General features: G+C 67.2%; 12 protein-coding genes. 10 read left to right on the top strand and 2 right to left on the bottom strand.

Translation table 11 applies throughout. The features are described from left to right. The first annotated feature begins 17 nt into the window (after positions 1 to 17). From ACRDU5_RS04740 to ACRDU5_RS04695, 10 genes are all read left to right on the top strand, one after another. Positions 18 to 548 (top strand): phosphatase PAP2 family protein, encoded by a 531-nt coding sequence (locus tag ACRDU5_RS04740; protein WP_526613246.1) that lies wholly within the window; start codon positions 18 to 20, stop codon positions 546 to 548. Further along, positions 545 to 1,501, top strand: coding sequence for a decaprenyl-phosphate phosphoribosyltransferase (locus tag ACRDU5_RS04735; protein ID WP_526613202.1), 957 nt, complete (start codon positions 545 to 547; stop codon positions 1,499 to 1,501). Before ACRDU5_RS04740 ends, ACRDU5_RS04735 begins: the two co-directional genes overlap by 4 nt. Further along, complete coding sequence (aftB, locus tag ACRDU5_RS04730) at positions 1,479 to 3,557, top strand: terminal beta-(1->2)-arabinofuranosyltransferase (RefSeq protein WP_526613200.1); 2,079 nt, start codon at positions 1,479 to 1,481, stop codon at positions 3,555 to 3,557. The genes ACRDU5_RS04735 and aftB overlap by 23 nt, the downstream gene beginning before the upstream one ends. A gap of 146 nt (positions 3,558 to 3,703) precedes the next feature. Continuing rightward, positions 3,704 to 4,765 carry an alpha/beta hydrolase gene (locus ACRDU5_RS04725; protein ID WP_526613199.1) on the top strand — a complete coding sequence of 354 codons (1,062 nt, stop codon included), beginning with the start codon at positions 3,704 to 3,706 and terminating at the stop codon, positions 4,763 to 4,765. Positions 4,766 to 4,908: 143 nt separating this feature from the next. Then, a complete protein-coding gene (locus tag ACRDU5_RS04720; RefSeq protein ID WP_526613197.1) occupies positions 4,909 to 5,793 on the top strand; it encodes an alpha/beta hydrolase in 885 nt (294 codons plus the stop codon). 56 nt (positions 5,794 to 5,849) lie between these two features. Further along, positions 5,850 to 6,335 (top strand): DUF732 domain-containing protein, encoded by a 486-nt coding sequence (locus tag ACRDU5_RS04715; RefSeq protein ID WP_526613196.1) that lies wholly within the window; start codon positions 5,850 to 5,852, stop codon positions 6,333 to 6,335. 9 nt (positions 6,336 to 6,344) lie between these two features. After that, a complete protein-coding gene (gene culp6, locus ACRDU5_RS04710; RefSeq protein WP_526613194.1) occupies positions 6,345 to 7,355 on the top strand; it encodes a carboxylesterase Culp6 in 1,011 nt (336 codons plus the stop codon). 188 nt (positions 7,356 to 7,543) lie between these two features. Beyond that, the gene (gene fadD32 / locus ACRDU5_RS04705; protein ID WP_526613193.1) at positions 7,544 to 9,436 is read left to right on the top strand and encodes a long-chain-fatty-acid--AMP ligase FadD32; all 1,893 of its coding nucleotides are present in this window, start codon (positions 7,544 to 7,546) and stop codon (positions 9,434 to 9,436) included. 101 nt (positions 9,437 to 9,537) lie between these two features. Further along, positions 9,538 to 14,772 (top strand): polyketide synthase Pks13, encoded by a 5,235-nt coding sequence (gene pks13, locus ACRDU5_RS04700; protein ID WP_526613244.1) that lies wholly within the window; start codon positions 9,538 to 9,540, stop codon positions 14,770 to 14,772. Continuing rightward, entirely contained in the window at positions 14,769 to 16,319 is a 1,551-nt protein-coding gene (locus ACRDU5_RS04695) for an acyl-CoA carboxylase subunit beta (protein ID WP_526613191.1), read from the top strand. The genes pks13 and ACRDU5_RS04695 overlap by 4 nt, the downstream gene beginning before the upstream one ends. Here ACRDU5_RS04695 and katG read toward each other — a convergent pair. Both katG and ACRDU5_RS04685 read right to left on the bottom strand, forming a co-directional pair. After that, positions 16,316 to 18,505 (bottom strand): catalase/peroxidase HPI, encoded by a 2,190-nt coding sequence (gene katG, locus ACRDU5_RS04690; RefSeq protein WP_526613189.1) that lies wholly within the window; start codon positions 18,503 to 18,505, stop codon positions 16,316 to 16,318. The two genes, ACRDU5_RS04695 and katG, sit on opposite strands and share 4 nt — an antisense overlap. Further along, positions 18,498 to 18,944, bottom strand: coding sequence for a Fur family transcriptional regulator (locus ACRDU5_RS04685; protein ID WP_526613242.1), 447 nt, complete (start codon positions 18,942 to 18,944; stop codon positions 18,498 to 18,500). The genes katG and ACRDU5_RS04685 overlap by 8 nt, the downstream gene beginning before the upstream one ends. Between the last annotated feature and the right edge of the window lie 88 nt (positions 18,945 to 19,032).

The raw sequence follows: 19,032 nt of genomic DNA, 5'->3' as shown, positions 1-19,032 counted from the left end.
CTTCGGGCGTGGGCCCAGTGCTTCGCGCGTGGGCCCAGCGCGGTGAGGAAGCCGCGTTGGTGGCTGTGCAGTCGGCGCTGGCCGACCGTCCCGGCGTGCTGCCCGGAGCGCGCGTGCTGTCGCACTTCGGTGAGCACAGCATCGGCTGGCTGGCCGTCGCGGCGCTGGGCGCGCTGCTGCAACCGCGGCGCCGCCGGGCATGGCTGGCCGCGGGCGCCGGGGCGTTTACCGCCCATGCCGCCGCCGTCGTGATCAAGCGGCTGGTGCGACGGGAACGACCGCGCCACCCGGCGGTCGCCGTCAACGTCGGCACCCCGAGCCGGCTCAGCTTCCCGTCTGCGCATGCCACGTCGACCACCGCCGCGTCGATGCTGATGGCGCGCACCACTGGCCTGCCGTTGCCGATGCTGCTGGTGCCGCCAATGGCATTGTCCCGCTTGGTACTTGGGGTGCATTACCCCAGCGACGTGCTCACCGGGGTGGCGGTCGGCGCGGCCGTCGCGAAGGCGGTGGGCACCTTCGCCGACCGGGCCGAAGGAGAACGATGAGCATCTCAAAGGAAAGCAGCGCCGAGAGCGCGGCACAGCGCAGCGATGAACCGGCGGCGGACGGCGGCCCACCCCGCAATGTCGTCACCGGTCTGGTCAAGGCGGTCCGTCCGCGGCAATGGGTGAAGAACCTGCTGGTGCTGGCGGCGCCGGTAGCGGCCCTCGGTGGAGACGTCCGCTACGACTACTTCGAGGTGCTGATCAAGGTCGCCATCGCGTTCGTGGCGTTCTGCCTGGCCGCTTCGTCGGTGTATCTGGTCAACGACGCGCGTGACGTCGAGGCGGACCGGCAGCACCCCACCAAGCGGTTCCGGCCCATCGCGGCCGGGGTGGTCCCGGAATGGCTGGCCTACACCGTGGCGGCGGTGCTCGGTGTTGCGTCGCTGGCGATTTCCTGGCTGGCGACGCCGAACCTCGCTGCCGTCATCGGCATCTACATAGCCATGCAGCTGGCCTACTGTTTCGGCCTGAAACACCAAGCGGTGCTGGACATCTGCATCGTGTCATCGGCGTATTTGATCAGGGCGATCGCCGGTGGCATCGCGGCGAACATCCCGCTTTCGCAATGGTTCCTGCTGGTGATGACGTTCGCCTCGTTGTTCATGGTGGCGGGCAAGCGCTACGCCGAGCTGCAGCTTGCCGAACGAACCGGCGCCAAGATCCGCAAGTCGCTGCAGAGCTACACGTCGACCTATCTGCGCTTCGTCTGGACGCTGTCGGCCACCGCGACGGTCGTCTGCTATGGACTATGGGCCTTTGAACGTGACGGCGCCAACGCGTCCTGGTACGCGGTGACGATGATCCCCTTTACCATCGCGATTCTGCGCTATGCCGTGGACGTCGACGGTGGGCTGGCCGGGGAGCCGGAGGAGATCGCGTTGAAGGACCGAGTTTTGCAGCTTCTCGCCGTGGCGTGGATCGGAACCGTCGGTGCCGCCGTCTTCCTCGGTTGACAGGGTGAGTTCGACGGTCGCCGGCCGGCTGGCACGCTGGCCGGCCTTTCCCTATGACGCCACCGCTCGGATCAGCCTGTGGATGAGCGTGCTGGTGGTCACCGCGCTGTTCGGCTGGGGTGCCTGGCAGCGGCGCTGGATCGCCGACGACGGACTCATTGTGCTGCGCACCGTGCGAAATCTGTTGGCGGGCAATGGCCCGGTCTTCAACAAGGGTGAGCGGGTCGAGTCCAACACCTCGACGCTGTGGACCTATCTGCTGTATGTGGGCGGCTGGGTCGGCGGCCCGGTGCGGCTGGAGTACGTGGCGCTGGTGCTCGCCCTGGTGCTCAGCGTGGCGGGTGTGGTGTTGGCGATGTTGGGGGCCGGCCGTTTGTATGCACCGAGCCTGCTGGGCCGGCGGGCGCTGCTGTTGCCCACGGGCGCGCTGGTCTACATCGCGGTGCCGCCCGCCCGCGACTTCGCGACCTCGGGGCTGGAGAACGGATTGGTGCTGGCCTACCTGGGCCTGTTGTGGTGGATGATGGTCTGCTGGTCGCAGGCCTTGCGTGCCTCCCCCGCGGTGGATGTCCGGCCCGCGCTCGCCCGCCGCGGCAGCCCCCCGGCCGGCCGGACCGTCGAAGTGACCGGGCACAACGTGGTCGGTCGGGGCTTCGATGCTGCGCTGGCCTTCGTGGCGGGCCTGTCCGTGCTGGTGCGACCGGAACTTGCACTGATCGGCGGGCTGGCGCTGATCATGATGCTCATCGCCGCCCGCGGCGGACGCCGCAAAGTTCTGATCGTGGTGGCCGGCGGGTTGGTGCCGGTGGCATACCAGATCTTCCGAATGGGCTACTACGGCTTGCTTTTTCCCGGGACCGCATTGGCCAAGGAGGCTGGGGGCGCCAAATGGCCGCCGGGCTGGATGTACGTTGCCAACTTCGACGAGCCCTACCTGTTGTGGCTTGCGGCGGTGCTGCTGGTCGCGTTGACGGTGGTGCTACTCGTCACGCGCAGCCGGCCCTGGTGGATCCGGCGGGCGGCCCCGCCGGGCTACGGCAGGTTGTCGCGCATGGTGCAAAGCCCTTCGGCGGTGGTGATTTTCATCCTGGTGAGTGGCCTGCTGCAAGCGTTGTACTGGATCCGGCAGGGCGGCGACTTCATGCACGGCAGGGTGTTGCTGACGCCGTTGTTCTGCCTGCTGGCACCGGTGGCGGTGATTCCCGTCGTATTGCCGGACGGAACCAAGTTCAGCCGCGGAACCGGATACCAGCTCGCCGGTGTGACGGCGGTGCTGTGGCTGGCGTTGGCGGGCTGGTCGCTGTGGGCGGCGAACTCACCGGGTATGGGTTACGAAGCCACCAGGGTGACCTACTCCGGCATCGTCGACGAGCGGCGGTTCTATTCCCAGGCCACCGGCAACGCGCACCCGGTGACGGCCGCCGACTATCTGGACTATCCACGGATGCGGGCGGTGCTGGTCGCCCTCAACAACACCCCCGATGGTGCACTGCTGTTGCCGTCGGGCAACTACGACCAATGGGACGTGGTACCGGCGATACCTCCGCCCCCACCGCCACCGGACGCACCGCCGCCGAACCCCGACACGTCCCAAAACCGGCCCCACACAGTATTTTTCACCAACCTCGGCATGCTTGGCATGAACGTCGGACTCGACGTCCGCGTCGTCGACCAGATCGGTCTCGCCAACCCGCTGGCGGCGCACACCGGGCGGCTGGAAGACGGACGCATCGGGCACGACAAGAATCTCTTTCCGGACTGGGCGATTGCCGACGGGCCGTTCTTGAAGACCCATCCGTTCATCCCGCCGTATATCGACCAGGATTGGGCCGCGCAAGCCGAAGCGGCATTGAAATGCCCGGCGACCGACGCCATGCTCACCTCGGTGCGCGGGCCGTTGACCCCCCGGCGGTTCTTGTCAAACGTCCTGCATGCGTACGAGTTCACCAACTATCGGATCGATCGGGTGCCGGCCTATGAGCTGGCCCGGTGCGGACTGGAGGTGCCGGAGCCGTCCGGTACCCCCTACACTGGCTTGCCGGCAACGGGGCCTTAGCCGCACTGAACGGCCGAGGGTGACCTGCGAGGACACCCGCTGAAGAGAGAGATCACCCGAAGGTGTGGTTGACTACACGGGCGCCTGAGCCGGGGGGGTGCCTCGGATCTTGGGTGCGGCATACGACAGATGGGATAGGTAGAAGCATGAATTTGGTTGGGAGAGTCCGGGACACGGCCAGGGGAATGTCGCGCCGGCTCACGGTTGCGGCCCTGATGGCCGCGGTGCTGCCCGGCCTGGTCGGCGTCGCCGGGGGCTCGGCGACTGCTGGGGCGTTCTCACGCCCGGGCCTGCCGGTGGAGTACCTGATGGTCCCGTCCGCCGGGATGGGCCGGGACATCAAGGTCCAGTTCCAGAACGGCGGTCCGAATGCACCGGCGGTGTACCTGCTCGACGGCCTCCGTGCCCAGGAGGACTTCAACGGCTGGGACATCAACACCCCGGCCTTCGAGTGGTACCTCGACTCGGGTCTTGCGACGGTCATGCCGGTCGGTGGCCAGTCCAGCTTCTACAGCGACTGGTACGAGCCGGCCTGCGGTAAGGCTGGCTGCACGACGTACAAGTGGGAGACATTCATTGCGCAGGAGCTGCCGGCCTATCTGGCGGCGAACAAGGGCGTGAACTCCAGCCGCACCGCCGCGGTAGGCCTCTCGATGGCTGGCTCGGCCGCAATGGTCATGGCGATGTACTACCCGGAAAAGTTCCAGTACGCGGCCTCGCTGTCGGGCTTCCTGAACCTCTCCGAGGGCTGGTGGCCGATGCTGCTCGGGATGTCGATGGGTGACGCCGGTGGCTACAAGACCGAGGACATGTGGGGCCCGAAGGACGACCCGGCGTGGAAGCGCAACGACCCGATGGTCAACATCGACAAGCTGGTCGCCAACGGCACCCGGCTCTGGGTGTATTGCGGTGACGGCAAGCCGTCCGAGCTGGACGCCGGCATGAGCTCGGGCAACCTGTTCAACGCGAAGTTCCTGGAGGGCTTCACCCTCCGCACGAACAAGACGTTCCAGGAGAAGTACATCGCCGCGGGCGGCAAGAACGGTGTGTTCAACTTCCCGTCCAACGGCACCCACCAATGGAACTACTGGGGTCAGCAGCTCCAGCAGATGAAGCCCGACATCCAGCGGGTACTGGGTGCGACGCCGCAGTCATCCACCCCAATCGCGACCGAGGCGTCGGCTGTGACGCCAGAGGGCGAAGGCTGAGCGGCTAGCGCTAGATATGAGGTCGGCGGCGGCGATACCCATGCGGGGGTCGCCGCCGTCAGCCGTTTCCGGAGCGGCCCGTCGCACAGATGTGATTGGATGTCTTGCGGTGGGGACTGGCCGAGCGACGTGAGGTGGGGTAGATGCGTGGTGGGTTCGTTCGAGCGATCTTGACCGTGGTGCTGGCCGCCGGATTGGCCTCGGCCACACCTCCAAGCGCCGGGGCCGAAGCCGTCGAGTACCTGATGGTGCCGTCGGCGGCGATGGGACGCGACATCCCGGTCGCATTCCAGGGCGGCGGGCCGCACGCCGTCGTTCTGCTCGACGCCTTCAACGCCGCACCGGATGTCAGCAACTGGGTGACGGCGGGCAACGCGATGAACACCCTGGCCGGAACGGGCATCTCGGTGGCCGCGCCCGCCGGCGGAGCCTGGAGCCTGTACACCAACTGGGAGCAGGACGGCAGCAAGCAGTGGGAGACCTTCCTGGCCGACGAACTGCCGAATTGGCTGGCCGCCAACAAGGGCTTGGCGCCCAATGGGCACGGCATCGTCGGCGCCGCCCAGGGCGGCACCGGGGCGATGACGCTGGCGACGTTCCATCCCGACCGGTACCGCTACGCCGGATCGCTGTCCGGCTTCCTGACGCCGTCGAGCACCACCGTCAACGGAGCCATCACGGCGGGGCTGCAGCAGTACGGCGGCGTCGACATCCGCAACATGTGGGGGTTGCCACAGTTGGGCCGGTGGAAGTGGCACGACCCGGACGTGCACATCCAGTTGCTGGCCGACAACAACACCCGGCTGTGGGTGTTCAGCCCGCAAACGCTGGGCTGCAGCGATCCCCCCGCGATGATCGGCTACTGCGACCACGCTCAGGGCACCAACCGAACGTTCTATCAGCACTATCGCTCCGTCGGCGGCCACAACGGGCACTTCGACTTCCCGGCCGGCGGCCAGCACGACTGGTCGACGTGGGGTCCGCAGCTGGCCGCGATGTCCGGCGAACTCGTCACCACCATCAAGTAGCCGTCGCAACGGTTGCGCTGGCCGGAGCCCGCCGGGTCGGCCGGTACCTTGGAGGAGTGCAGCACACGGTTCGGCGGTCGCCGAAGGGCTCGACAAGCGCCGCGGCGGCGTCGGTGCTGGCCGCTTTCGCCACCGCGCTGGTGACCGGATGCGCCTCCGGTGGCGGCCTGATGCCGACGATGGCGGTGCCGCCGTCCGCGACGACGAAATCCGGCGCTGACCCGCGGGGCGGTCCGCAGCCGCCCGCCGCGATCACCCAGCCGAGCACCCTGATCGTGACCGGACAGCAGCGGGCGTATCTGGACGCACTGAGCGCCGCGGGTGTGCGGCCGTCGAGTGATCTGATGGCGCTGAGCATCGGGTCGTACGTGTGCCAGGCGCGCGCGGCCAAACAGACCGAACAAGCGGTGTGGGATTACGCGTTGCCGTTGGTTCGCGGCGACGTCCGCGATGCCGGCCGGAATGCCATGGCACCGTCGGCGTCCGAGGTGAACGCCCTGACCGCCGACTACATTCGCATCGCAACCGAACGACTCTGCTAGCAGGAGAACATGCCGAACAACGCTCGACGACGTAAGCGCCACCGGATCCTCGCCCTGGTCGCGGCGGGGGCGATGGCGGTCGTCGTGGCGCTGGTCGCGGCGGTGGTGATCATCGTCGTCCGTCAACCCGAACGACCACCCAGCGCCGTGCCGCCGACGGCGGTGCCGCCAACCGCCGTGCCGCCGACGAAGAAGCCGCGCCCGGAGTTCCAGGACGCCAGCTGCCCCGACGTGCAGCTGATGTCCATCCCGGGCACCTGGGAATCGTCGCCGCAACTCGACCCGTTCAACCCGGTCCAGTTCCCGATCGCGCTACTGCTCAAGGTCACCAACCCGATCCGCGCCCAATTCGGCACCGACCGGCTGGAGACGTTCACCGTGCCGTACACGGCGCAGTTCCACAATCCGCTGTCGGCCGACAACCAGATGTCCTACAACGACAGCAGGGCCGAGGGCACCCGCGCCGCGGTGCAGGCGATGACGGACATGAACAATCGCTGCCCGCTCACCAGCTACGTGCTCGTCGGCTTCTCGCAGGGCGCCGTGATCGCGGGCGACATCGCCAGCGACATCGGCAACGGCCGTGGTCCGGTCGACGAGGATCTGGTGCTGGGTGTGACGCTGATCGCAGACGGCCGTCGTCAGCAGGGCGTCGGTCAGGACGTCGGGCCGAACCCGGTCGGTCAGGGCGCCGAGATCACCCTGCACGAGGTGCCGATGCTCTCGTCGATGGGGCTGACGATGTCCGGTCCGCGCCCGGGCGGTTTCGGCGCGCTCAACGACCGCACCAACGAGATCTGCGCACGGGGTGACTTGATCTGCTCGGCCCCCGAAGAGGCGTTTTCGCTCGCCAACCTGCCCAAGACGATGGAGGTGCTCGGCGGCGGGGCGGGCCAGCCGGTGCACGCCATGTACGCAACGCCGGAGTTCTGGAATCTCGACGGTCAGCCCGCAACGGAGTGGACACTGGGATGGGTGCAGAACCTCATCGATAACGCTCCGCATCCAAAACATGGCTGACATGTGACCGGACCGATTTGGCCTTGGACAGACGGTCGCCTAACATTAAGAAAAAACTAAGAGTGGTTGGTTACGGCTGGCCGCAAGCGCGTGGTCAGGGTCCATTCCGACCCGGACCACGCAGTGCTGCGGCGACCCGACGATCCGCGCGAGCACGTGCGACGAGTGTGGTTTGACAGGAGAGTGCGATGGGGTTCCATAACCCGTTCGTCAAAGACGGACAGATCAGGTTTCCCGAGAACGGCAGCCTGGTCGGCCACGTCGAGCGATGGGCGAAGGTGCGTGGAGACAAGCTCGCCTATCGGTTCCTCGATTTTTCCGTTGAACGCGACGGCGTGGCGCGCGAGCTGAACTGGGCCGATTTCGGCGCGCGCAACCGTGCGCTCGCCGCCCGGCTGCAGCAGGTCACCCAGCCGGGTGACCGAGTGGCGATCCTCTGCCCGCAGAACCTCGAGTACGTGGTCGCGATGTACGGCACGCTCTACTCGGGCCGCATCGCGGTGCCGCTGTTCGACCCTTCTGAACCCGGCCATGTCGGCCGCCTGCACGCGGTGCTCGACGACTGCCAGCCGTCGGCCATCCTGACCACCACCGAGGCGGCCGAGGGTGTGCGCAAGTTCTTCCGCAGCAGGCCCGCCAAGGAGCGTCCGCGCGTCATCGCCGTCGACGCGGTGCCCGTCGAGGTCGGGGCGACTTGGGTGCCGGTCGAGGACGTCACCGCCGACACGATCGCCTATTTGCAATACACGTCCGGGTCGACCCGCATGCCCACGGGTGTGCAGATCACCCACCTCAACCTGGCCACCAACATCGTCCAGATCATCGAGGCGCTCGACGGCGAGGAGGGCGACCGCGGGTGGTCGTGGCTGCCGTTCTTCCACGACATGGGCCTGATCACGGCCATGCTGGCGCCGATGATCGGGCACTCCTTCACCTTCATGACCCCCGCGGCGTTTGTCCGCAGGCCCAGCCGGTGGCTGCGGGAGATGTCGGCCAGGCCCGACGATACCGGCGGGGTGATTTCGGTGGCTCCGAACTTCGCGTTCGACCATGCCGCGGCCCGCGGCCTGCCGAAGGACGACGAGGCGCCGCTGGACCTGTCCAGAGTCAAGTGCATCCTGAACGGCAGCGAGCCCATCTCTGCGGCCACCGTGCGCAGGTTCAACGAGGCGTTCGCCCCGTACGGCTTCAAGCCGCAGGCCATCAAGCCGTCGTACGGCCTGGCCGAGGCGACGCTGTTCGTGTCGACCACTCCGATGGGCGATCACCCGAGGATCATCTCCGTCGACCGCGAGGCGCTGAATACCGGTACCTTCGTCGAGGTTTCCGCCGATTCACCGAGTGCCGTGGCGCAGGCCGGCGCAGGCAAGGTGGGCGTTGCCGAGTGGGCCGTCATCGTCGATGCGGAGTCCGCCTCCGAGCTCCCCGACGGACAGATCGGCGAGGTCTGGATCAGCGGCCAGAACATGGGCACCGGCTACTGGGGGAAAGAGGACGAGACCGCCGAAACTTTTCATAACATCCTCAAGTCGCGGACCAACCCGTCGCACGCCGAGGGCGCATCCGACGACGCGACGTGGGTGCGGACCGGCGACTACGGCGCCTTCCACGAGGGTGAGCTCTACATCACCGGCCGAGTGAAGGATCTGGTGATCATCGACGGTCGCAACCACTATCCGCAGGACCTCGAGTACTCGGCGCAGGAGTCGACCAAGGCGCTGCGGGTCGGGTACGTGGCCGCGTTCTCGGTGCCAGCGAACCAATTGCCCGACGAGGTGTTCGCGAACACCCACGCCGGCCTCAAGCGCGATCCCGATGACACCTCCGAACAGTTGGTCATTGTCGGTGAGCGCGCACCCGGTGCGCACAAGCTCGACATGGGTCCGATCGCCGACGACATCCGCGCCGCCATCGCGGTGCGCCACGGCGTCACCGTTCGTGACGTGCTGCTTACTCCGGCGGGGGCGATCCCGCGCACCTCGAGCGGCAAGATCGGTCACCGGGCCTGCCGCGCCGCCTACCTGGACGGCAGTCTGCGAAGCGGGAAGGTGGCCAACGCCTTCCCCGACGAGACCGACTGACGAATATGGCTGATACCGAACTGGATTCGCAAAACCCCGACGGCGACGGCGAAGGCTTTAAGCTCGCCCCCGAACGCACCGCTACGCCGGCACGCACCGACATGACCGTCGCCGAGATGCGTGACTGGCTGCGCAACTGGATCGCAAACGCCACCGCCCAGTCCGCCGACGCGATCGACGACTCCACCCCGATGGTGGAGCTGGGCCTGTCCTCCCGCGACGCGGTCGCGATGGCCAGCGACATCGAGGACCTCACCGGAGTGACGCTGACGGCCACCGTCGCGTTCCGGCATCCCACCATCGAATCCCTGGCCACCGTCATCGTCGAGGGCGAGCCGGAGGTCGACGACACCGCCGAAGAGATCGACTGGTCGCGCGAGCGCGACGTGGACGACATCGCGGTCGTCGGGCTGTCCACCCGTTTCCCGGGCGACATGAACACGCCCGACGAGACCTGGCAGGCGCTGCTGGAGGGTCGCGACGGGATCACCGACCTGCCCGAGGGCCGCTGGGAGGAGTTCCTCGAGGAGCCGCGGATCGCCGAACGGGTCGCCAAGGCGCGCACGCGTGGCGGCTACTTGAAGGACATCAAGGGCTTCGACTCCGAGTTCTTCGCGCTGTCGAAGATGGAGGCCGACAACGTCGATCCGCAGCAGCGGCTGGCGCTGGAGCTGACGTGGGAGGCGCTGGAGCACGCCCGCATCCCGGCGTCGGCGTTGCGCGGCGGGAGCATCGGCGTGTACATCGGCAGCTCCACCAACGACTACAGCTTCCTGGCGATGTCCGACCCGTCGGTCGCCCACCCGTACGCCATCACCGGCACCGCCAGTTCGATCATCGCCAACCGCGTCTCCTACTTCTACGACTTCCGCGGCCCGTCGGTGGCCGTCGACACCGCATGCTCGAGCTCGCTGGTCGCCGCGCATCAGGGTGTGCAGGCGCTGCGTGCGCGCGAGGCGGACGTGGTGCTCGTCGGTGGGGTGAACGCGTTGATCACCCCGCTCGTCACGGTCGGTTTCGACGAGGTCGGCGGCGTGCTGGCATCCGACGGCCGGATCAAGTCGTTCTCGCAGGATGCCGACGGCTACGCACGCTCCGAGGGCGGCGGCATGCTGGTGCTCAAACGCGTCGCCGATGCCCGGCGCGACGGCGACGAGATCCTCGCGGTGATCGCCGGCACCGCGGTCAACCACGACGGCCGGTCCAACGGCCTGCTCGCGCCGAATCCCGATGCGCAGGCCGAGGTGCTGCGCAAGGCCTACAAGGATGCCGGCATCGACCCGCGCACCGTCGACTACATCGAAGCGCACGGCACCGGCACCATCCTGGGCGACCCGATCGAGGCCGACGCGCTCGGCCGGGTCGTCGGCAGGGGCCGTGCCGCGGACCAGCCCGCCCTGCTGGGCGCGGTGAAATCCAATGTGGGCCACCTGGAGTCGGCGGCCGGCGCGGCCAGCCTGGCCAAGATGGTGTTGGCGCTGCGCAACGACAAGGTACCGCCGTCGATCAACTACACCGGTCCCAACCCGTACATCGACTTCGATGCGGTGCACTTGAAGGTGGCCGACACGGTCACCGACTGGCCCCGCTACAGCGGGCACGCCATCACCGGGGTGTCCGGCTTCGGCTTCGGTGGCGCCAACGCGCACCTGGTGTTGCGCGAGGTGCTGCCGTCGGATCTCGTCGAGCCCGAGCCCGAACCCGAACCGGTCGCCGAGAAGCCGGCCGCCGCCGAGGCCAATGCGGTGTACGTGGGCGGCGTCCGGATGGACGAGTACGGCGAGTTCATCCACGACGACGACGATGAGACCGCCGGTGACGAGCTCGGTCAGCACGCCTACGACACCGACGACCGCGAACCGGAATTGCCCGGCCTCACCGATGAGGCCAAGCGGCTCAAGGAGGTGGCGCTGCAGGAGTTGGAGGCCCTGGAATCTCAGGAGCCGCACACACCCGTTGTGCCGCTGGCGGTTTCGGCGTTCCTGACCTCTCGTAAGAAGGCGGCGGCCGCCGAGTTGGCCGATTGGATGGACAGCCCCGAGGGGCGGGCGTCCGCACTGGAGTCGATCGGCCGTGCGCTGTCACGGCGGAATCACGGCCGGTCCCGCTCGGTGGTGATGGCGCACGATCACGACGAGGCGATCAAGGCACTGCGGGCGCTGGCCGACGGCAAGCCGAACCCGAATGTGTTCAGCGCCGACGGCCCGGTCACCAACGGTCCGGTGTGGGTGCTGGCCGGTTTCGGCGCCCAGCACCGCAAGATGGCCAAGAGCCTGTACCTGCGTGACGAGACCTTCGCGGAATGGATCGACAAGGTCGACGCACTGGTTCAGGACGAGCTGGGCTACTCCGTGGTCGAGTTGATCCTCGACGACTCGCAGGACTACGGCATCGAAACCACTCAGGTCACCATCTTCGCGATTCAGATCGCGCTGGGTGAGCTGCTCAAGCATCATGGCGCGAAACCCGCTGCGTTGGTGGGTCAGTCACTGGGCGAGGCCGCCGCGGCGTATTTCGCCGGCGGGCTGTCGCTGGCCGACGCCACCCGCACCATCTGCTCGCGCTCGCACCTGATGGGTGAGGGCGAGGCGATGCTGTTCGGCGAGTACATCCGGCTGATGGCGCTCGTCGAGTACTCCGCCGAAGAGATCAAGACGGTGTTCTCCGACTATCCCGACCTGGAGGTGTGCGTCTACGCCGCACCGAGCCAGACGGTGATCGGCGGCCCGCCCGAACAGGTGGACGCGATCATCGAGCGGGCCGAGAAGGAGGGCAAGTTCGCCCGCAAGTTCCAGACCAAGGGCGCCAGCCACACGCAGCAGATGGACCCGCTGCTCGGTGAGCTGGCGGCCGAGCTGCAGGGCATCGCGCCGCGACCGCTCACCACCGGATACTTCTCGACGGTGCACCAGGGCGGCTACATCCGGCCGGGCGGCGAACCGATCCACGATGTCGAGTACTGGAAGAAGGGGCTGCGGCACAGCGTCTACTTCACCCACGGCATCCGCAACGCGGTCGACAACGGTCACACCACATTCCTCGAGCTGGCGCCGAATCCGGTGGCGCTGATGCAGGTTGGCCTGACCACCGCGGCCGCCGGACAGCATGACGCGCAGCTGATCGCAACGCTGGCGCGCAAGCAGGACGAGGTCGACTCGATGACCGCGGCGATGGCTCAGCTGTTCGTGTACGGCCACCACCTCGACTTCCGGACGCTGTTTTCTCGGGCGTCTTGCCCGGCGGTCGACTACGCGAACATCCCGCCGACCCGGTTCCGCCGCAAGCCGCACTGGCTGGAGGCGCGGTTCACCGGTGACAGCTCCATGATGATGCCGGGCAACCACGTCGCGATGCCGGACGGCCGCCACGTGTGGGAGTATTCGCCGAGGGGCGCGACTGACCTCGGTGCACTCGTGAAAGCCGCAGCGGCCCAGGTGTTTCCGGAGGCCAGGGTGACCGCGTCGGAGCAGCGCGCGGTGCCCGGCGCGGGCGCTCGCCTGGTGACGACGCTGACCCGCCACCCCGGCGGCGCCAGCGTGCAGGTCCACGCGCGCATCGACGAGTCGTTCACGTTGGTTTACGACGCCATCGTGAGCCGCGACGGCCAGAGCGCCGCACTGCCAGCGGCGGCGGCGACCGGGGTTGTGGTCACCCAGGAACTGGTCGAAGACGATGCTGTTCCCGATGTCGCCGCTGAAGCGGCTCCAGAAATCCTGTCCGACAACCTCACGCAGGGCGCGAATCTGGGTGCGGGCTTTGCGAAGTGGACGCCGGATTCCGGCGAGACCGTGCACGACCGGTTGGCAGCGATCGTCGGCGGTGCGATGGGCTACGAGCCCGAGGACCTGCCGTGGGAGGTGCCGCTGATCGAGCTCGGGCTTGACTCGCTGATGGCGGTGCGGATCAAGAACCGCGTGGAATACGACTTCGACCTGCCGCCGATTCAGTTGACCGCGGTGCGGGACGCAAACCTGTATGCCGTCGAGAAGCTCATCGAGTACGCGATCGAGCATCGCGACGAGGTCGAGCAACTGCACGAGCACCAGAAGACGCTGACGCCCGAGGAGATCGCGGCGGAGCAGGCCGCGATGATGGCGGGCACCGAGCCGGCGACGGACGCACCGGCACCGGTTTCGGATGCGCCGATCCCGCCGCCGCCCACGGACCCTTCCGGTCCGGACGCTGATGGCAACAAGAGTGCGGCCGCCCTGGCGGCCCAGGTGCTGACGCAGGAGGCCGTCACCGATGCGCTCGGCGCCGACGTGCCGCCGCGGGAAGCCGCCGAACGGGTGACGTTCGCGACGTGGGCGATCGTCACCGGCAAGTCTCCGGGTGGCATCTTCAACGCGCTGCCCGCGCTGGACGACGAGACCGCCGAGAAGATGGCGCAGCGGCTGTCCGAACGCGCCGAAGGCACCATTACCGCGGACGACGTGAAGACCGCGCCGACGATCGAGGCGCTGGCGTCTATCGTGCGCGAGCACCTCGAAGCCGGTGAGACCGACGGGTTCGTGCGCACACTCCGCGCCCCCCGGGATGGCTCCGACAACGTCCCGGTGTTTGTGTTCCACCCGGCGGGTGGGTCGACGGTGGTGTACGAACCGCTGCTGAAGCGCCTGCCGCCGGAGACTCCGGTATACGGCATCGAGCGGGTCGAGGGCTCCGTCGAGGAACGTGCGGCCGAGTACGTGCCGAAGCTGCTGGAGATGGGTGGCAAGGGGCCGTTCATCCTGGCGGGTTGGTCGCTCGGTGGGGTGCTGGCCTATGCCTGCGCGATCGGGCTGAAGCGGGCGGGCGCCGACGTGCGGTTCGTCGGACTGATCGACGCGGTGCGCGCCGGAGAAGAGGTCCCGCAGACCAAGGAGGAGACCCGGGCCCGCTGGGACCGCTACGCCCGGTTCGCCGAGCGGACGTTCAACGTGCAGGTTCCGCCGATCCCGTACCAGCAGCTCGAGGAGCTCGACGACGAGGGGCAGGTGCAGTTCGTCCTCGACGCGGTCAAGGAAAGCGGAGTGCAGATCCCGGGCGGCATCATCGAGCACCAGCGCACGTCCTACCTCGATAACCGGGTGATCGACACCGCGAAGATCGAACCGTACGACGGGCACGTCACGTTGTACATGGCCGACCGCTACCACGACGACGCGATCTTCTTCGAGCCGCGCTACGCCACCCGCAAGCCGGACGGCGGCTGGGGGGAGTACGTGTCCGAGCTGGAGGTCGTTCCGATCGGGGGCGAGCACATCCAGGCGATCGACGAGCCATACATCGCGAAGGTCGGCGCGCACATGAGCGAGGCCATCAACCGCATCGAAGCCGAGGGCGAGAGCAAGTGACGAACCAGACCACCGCTGAACTGCTCGCCGAACTGCGTGAAAAGCTGGAGCTGGCAAAGGAACCCGGTGGTGAGAAAGCCGTCGCCAAGCGCGACAGGAAGGGCATTCCGAGCGCCCGGGCCCGCATCCACGCGCTGCTCGATCCCGGCAGCTTCCTGGAGATAGGTGCGCTGTGCAAGACACCGGGTGATCCCGATGCGCTCTTCGGCGACGGCGTGGTCACCGGACACGGCACCATCGGCGGTCGCCCGGTCGGCGTGTTCAGCCACGATCAGACGGTGTTCCAGGGCTCGGTCGGCGAGATGTTCGGTCGCAAGGTCGCCAAGCTGATGGAGTGGGTGGCGATGGTCGGCTGCCCGATCGTCGGCATCAACGATTCGGCAGGCGCCCGCATCCAGGACGCGGTGACCTCGCTGGCGTGGTACGCCGAACTGGGCCGCCGCCACGAATTGCTTCGTGGGACGGTGCCGGAGGTTTCCATCATTCTCGGGAAATGCGCCGGCGGAGCGGTGTATTCGCCGATTCAGACGGATCTTGTTGTGGCGGTGCGCGATCAGGGCTACATGTTCATCACCGGGCCCGACGTGATCAAGGACGTGACCGGTGAGGACGTCACACTCGACGAACTCGGTGGCGCTGACGCGCAGGCCCGCTACGGCAACATCCACCAGGTTGTCGAAGACGAGAAAGCGGCGTTTCAGTATGTCCGCGACTACTTGAGCTTCCTACCCGGAAACACATTCGACGACGCGCCGATCGTCAATCCCGGTCTCGAGCCGGCGATCACGCCGCATGACCTGGAACTCGATTCGATCGTTCCCGACAGCGACAACATGGCCTACGACATGCACGAGATCCTGCTGCGGATCTTCGACGACGGCGATGTCTTCGACGTGGCCCAGCAGCAGGGCCCGGCGATCATCACCGCCTTTGCCCGGGTCGACGGGCGGGCGGTCGGTGTGATCGCCAATCAGCCGATGTTCCTATCCGGCGCGATCGACAACGAGGCTTCGGACAAGGCTGCCCGGTTCATCAGGTTCTGCGACTCCTACAACCTTCCACTGGTTTTCGTCGTCGACACCCCGGGTTTCATGCCCGGTGTGGAGCAGGAGAAGAACGGCATCATCAAGCGCGGTGGCCGGTTCCTCAACGCCGTCGTCGAGGCCGACATACCGAAGGTCACCATCACGATTCGCAAGTCCTACGGCGGCGCGTACGCGGTGATGGGGTCCAAGCAGCTGAGCGCCGACCTGAACTTCGCCTGGCCCACCGCCCGAATCGCGGTGATCGGCGCCGAGGGCGCCGCGCAGTTGTTGGTGAAGCGGTTCCCCGACCCGACGGCGCCGGAAGTGCAGAAGATCCGGGCCGACTTCATCGAGGGCTACAACCTCAACATGGCCACCCCGTGGATCGCCGCAGAGCGCGGCTTCATCGACGCGGTGATCCAGCCGCACCAGACCCGACTGCTGCTGCGCAAGTCACTGCATCTATTGCGGGACAAGCAGATCAGCCGGGTCCAGCGCAAGCACGGCCTGACCCCGATCTAGGCCAAGTCGAACCGATCGTTGTTCATCACCTTGACCCACGCCTTCACGAAGTCCGCCACGAACTTGTCCTTCGCGTCGTCGGTGGCGTAGACCTCGGCAAGCGAGCGCAGGATCGAGTTCGAACCGAAAACCAGGTCAGCTCCGGTGGCGGTCCACTTGGGCTTACCGCCGGTGGCACCGCGATCGCGACCCTCGTACACGTTCTCCGTCGACTCGGAAACCTTCCACTCCGTGCCCATGTCGAGCAGATTGGCGAAGAAGTCGTTGGTCAACTTGCCGGGCTGATCGGTGAACACGCCGTGCTTGGTCTGACCGAAGTTGGTGCCCAGCGCCCGCAGGCCGCCAACGAGAACCGTCATCTCGGGTGCCGTCAGGTTCAGCAGGTAGGCCCGGTCGACCAGCAGGTGCTCAGCCGACGTCTTCAGCCCGGCGCGCAGGTAGTTGCGGAAGCCGTCGGCCTGCGGTTCGAGCACGGCGAACGACTCCACATCGGTCTGCTCCTGCGAGGCGTCGGTGCGTCCGGGTGCGAACGGCACCGCGACGTCGAAGCCGGCGTCCTTGGCCACCTTCTCGACGCCCGCGCTGCCGGCCAGCACGATCAGGTCGGCAAGCGAGACCTTCTTGCCGCCAGACGCCGAGCCGTTGAAGTCCGACTGGATCTTCTCGAGGGTCTGCAGCACCTTTGCCAGTTCGGCAGGCTGATTGACTTCCCAATCCTTCTGCGGGGCAAGGCGAATCCGCGCCCCGTTGGCGCCGCCGCGCTTATCGGTGCCGCGGAAGCTGGCCGCCGACGCCCACGCCGTGGAGACCAGCTGGGAGACCGACAGACCCGACTCCAGGATCTTGGACTTGAGGGCCGTGACGTCCTTGTCATCGATCAGCTTGTGGTCGACGTCGGGGACGGGGTCCTGCCACAGCTGCGGCTCCGGCACCCACGGGCCGAGATAACCCGAGACGGGTCCCATGTCGCGGTGCAGCAGCTTGTACCACGCCTTGGCGAACGCCTCAGACAGCTCTTCGGGGTGGTCCAGCCAGCGCCGGGTGATGTCGGCGTAGATGGGGCTCTCCCGCATCGACAGGTCGGTAACCAGCATGGTCGGCGCCCGCCCCGGTCCGTCGAACGGGTCGGGAATGGTGCCGGCACCGGCCCCGTCCTTCGCGACGTACTGCCAGGCACCGGCCGGGCTCTTGGTCAGCTCCCACTCGTAGCCGTACAGGGTCTCCAGGTAGCTGTTGTCCCACTTGGTCGGGGTGGGCGTCCAGACCACCTCGAGGCCACTGGTGATCGAGTCCTTGCCCACGCCGCTGCCAAAGGGACCCGTCCAGCCGAGCCCCTGGAGTTCCAGCGGGCAGCCCTCGGGCTCCGGCCCGATGCCGTCGTCCGGGCCGGCGCCGTGGGTCTTGCCGAAGGTGTGGCCACCGACGATAAGCGCGGCGGTCTCCTCGTCGTTCATCGCCATCCGGCCGAAGGTCTCGCGGATGTCTATTGCCGCGGCCACTGGATCCGGTTTGCCTTCGGGGCCCTCCGGGTTCACGTAGATCAGACCCATGGTTGTCGCGCCATAGGGTTTCGCGAGTTCCCGTTCGCCCGAGTAGCGCTTGTCGGTGCCCAACCAGGTGTCCTCCTGCCCCCAGAGGATCTCGTCGGGTTCCCAGGTGTCCTCGCGACCGAAGGCGAAGCCGAAGGTCGGCAGGCCCATGTGTTCGATGGCGCAGTTTCCGGCGAAGACCAGAAGGTCGGCCCAGGAGATCTGCCTGCCGTACTTCTGTTTGAGCGGCCAGAGCAGCCGGCGCGCCTTGTCCAGGCTCGCGTTGTCGGGCCAGCTGTTCAGCGGGGCGAAGCGCTGTGCGCCTTCGCCGGCGCCGCCCCGGCCATCGGCGATGCGGTAGGTGCCGGCGGCGTGCCAGCTCATCCGGATGAACAGCCCGCCGTAGTGGCCGTAATCGGCGGGCCACCAATCCTGCGAGTTCGTCATCAGCTCGAACATGTCCTGCTTGAGCGCTTCGACGTCAAGCTTCTTTACCTCTTCGGCGTAATTGAAGTCGTCGCCCATCGGGTTGGCCTGCGGTGCGTGCTTCTTGAGAACCGAGAGGTCCACCTGATCCGGCCACCAGTCCCGGTTCGTCAGGGGAATATGCGCCTTGGGTTCGGGTGAGGGGATTACCGGATTTTCGCTTTCAGACACGTCGGTCCTTCCTTCCAGGAGTGGGTGAATCGGGCTGTTCCGAGCATTCGGGGCACACGCCCCAGTAGATGACCTCGGCTTCCTCGACGACAAAGCCATCCAGAACGCCGCCGTCGTCGGCGGCGGTCAGGCAGGGCGCATCGCCGACGGCGCAGTCGACGTCGGCAATGACACCGCATGACCGGCACACCACGTGATGGTGGTTGTCACCGACGCGCGACTCGTAGCGAGCCACCGAGCCGGACGGCTGAATGCGTCGCACCAGACCCGCTGCCGTCAGCGTGTGCAGCGAGTCGTACACGGCCTGATGGGACACGTCGGGGAGACCGTTGCGCACCGCCCGGATGATCGAATCCGTGTCGGCGTGCGGATGCTCATGCACCGCGCTGAGCACCGCCAACCGAGGGCGGGTCACGCGCAGAGCGGCCTCGCGCAGCATCTGCGGGAAATCCGAGGCGATGGACACGTTCCGCAGTCTTGTCGCTTTTCTGGAATAAGTCAAGAAACCAAGGTCGGCCTAGATCGCG

Source organism: Mycobacterium sp., assembly GCF_050701515.1.
Classification (GTDB): Bacteria; Actinomycetota; Actinomycetes; order Mycobacteriales; family Mycobacteriaceae; genus Mycobacterium.
This window is presented reverse-complemented; position numbering and strand designations above follow the sequence as displayed.

Excerpts from the sequence above, each read along its gene's own strand:
- ACRDU5_RS04735 (WP_526613202.1), top strand. The coding sequence starts at position 545 with ATGAGCATCTCAAAGGAAAGCAGCGCCGAGAGCGCGGCACAGCGCAGC.
- ACRDU5_RS04725 (WP_526613199.1), top strand. The coding sequence starts at position 3,704 with ATGAATTTGGTTGGGAGAGTCCGGGACACGGCCAGGGGAATGTCGCGC.
- ACRDU5_RS04720 (WP_526613197.1), top strand. The coding sequence starts at position 4,909 with ATGCGTGGTGGGTTCGTTCGAGCGATCTTGACCGTGGTGCTGGCCGCC.
- culp6 (WP_526613194.1), top strand. The coding sequence starts at position 6,345 with ATGCCGAACAACGCTCGACGACGTAAGCGCCACCGGATCCTCGCCCTG.
- fadD32 (WP_526613193.1), top strand. The coding sequence starts at position 7,544 with ATGGGGTTCCATAACCCGTTCGTCAAAGACGGACAGATCAGGTTTCCC.
- pks13 (WP_526613244.1), top strand. The coding sequence starts at position 9,538 with ATGACCGTCGCCGAGATGCGTGACTGGCTGCGCAACTGGATCGCAAAC.
- ACRDU5_RS04685 (WP_526613242.1), bottom strand. The coding sequence starts at position 18,944 with ATGCTGCGCGAGGCCGCTCTGCGCGTGACCCGCCCTCGGTTGGCGGTG.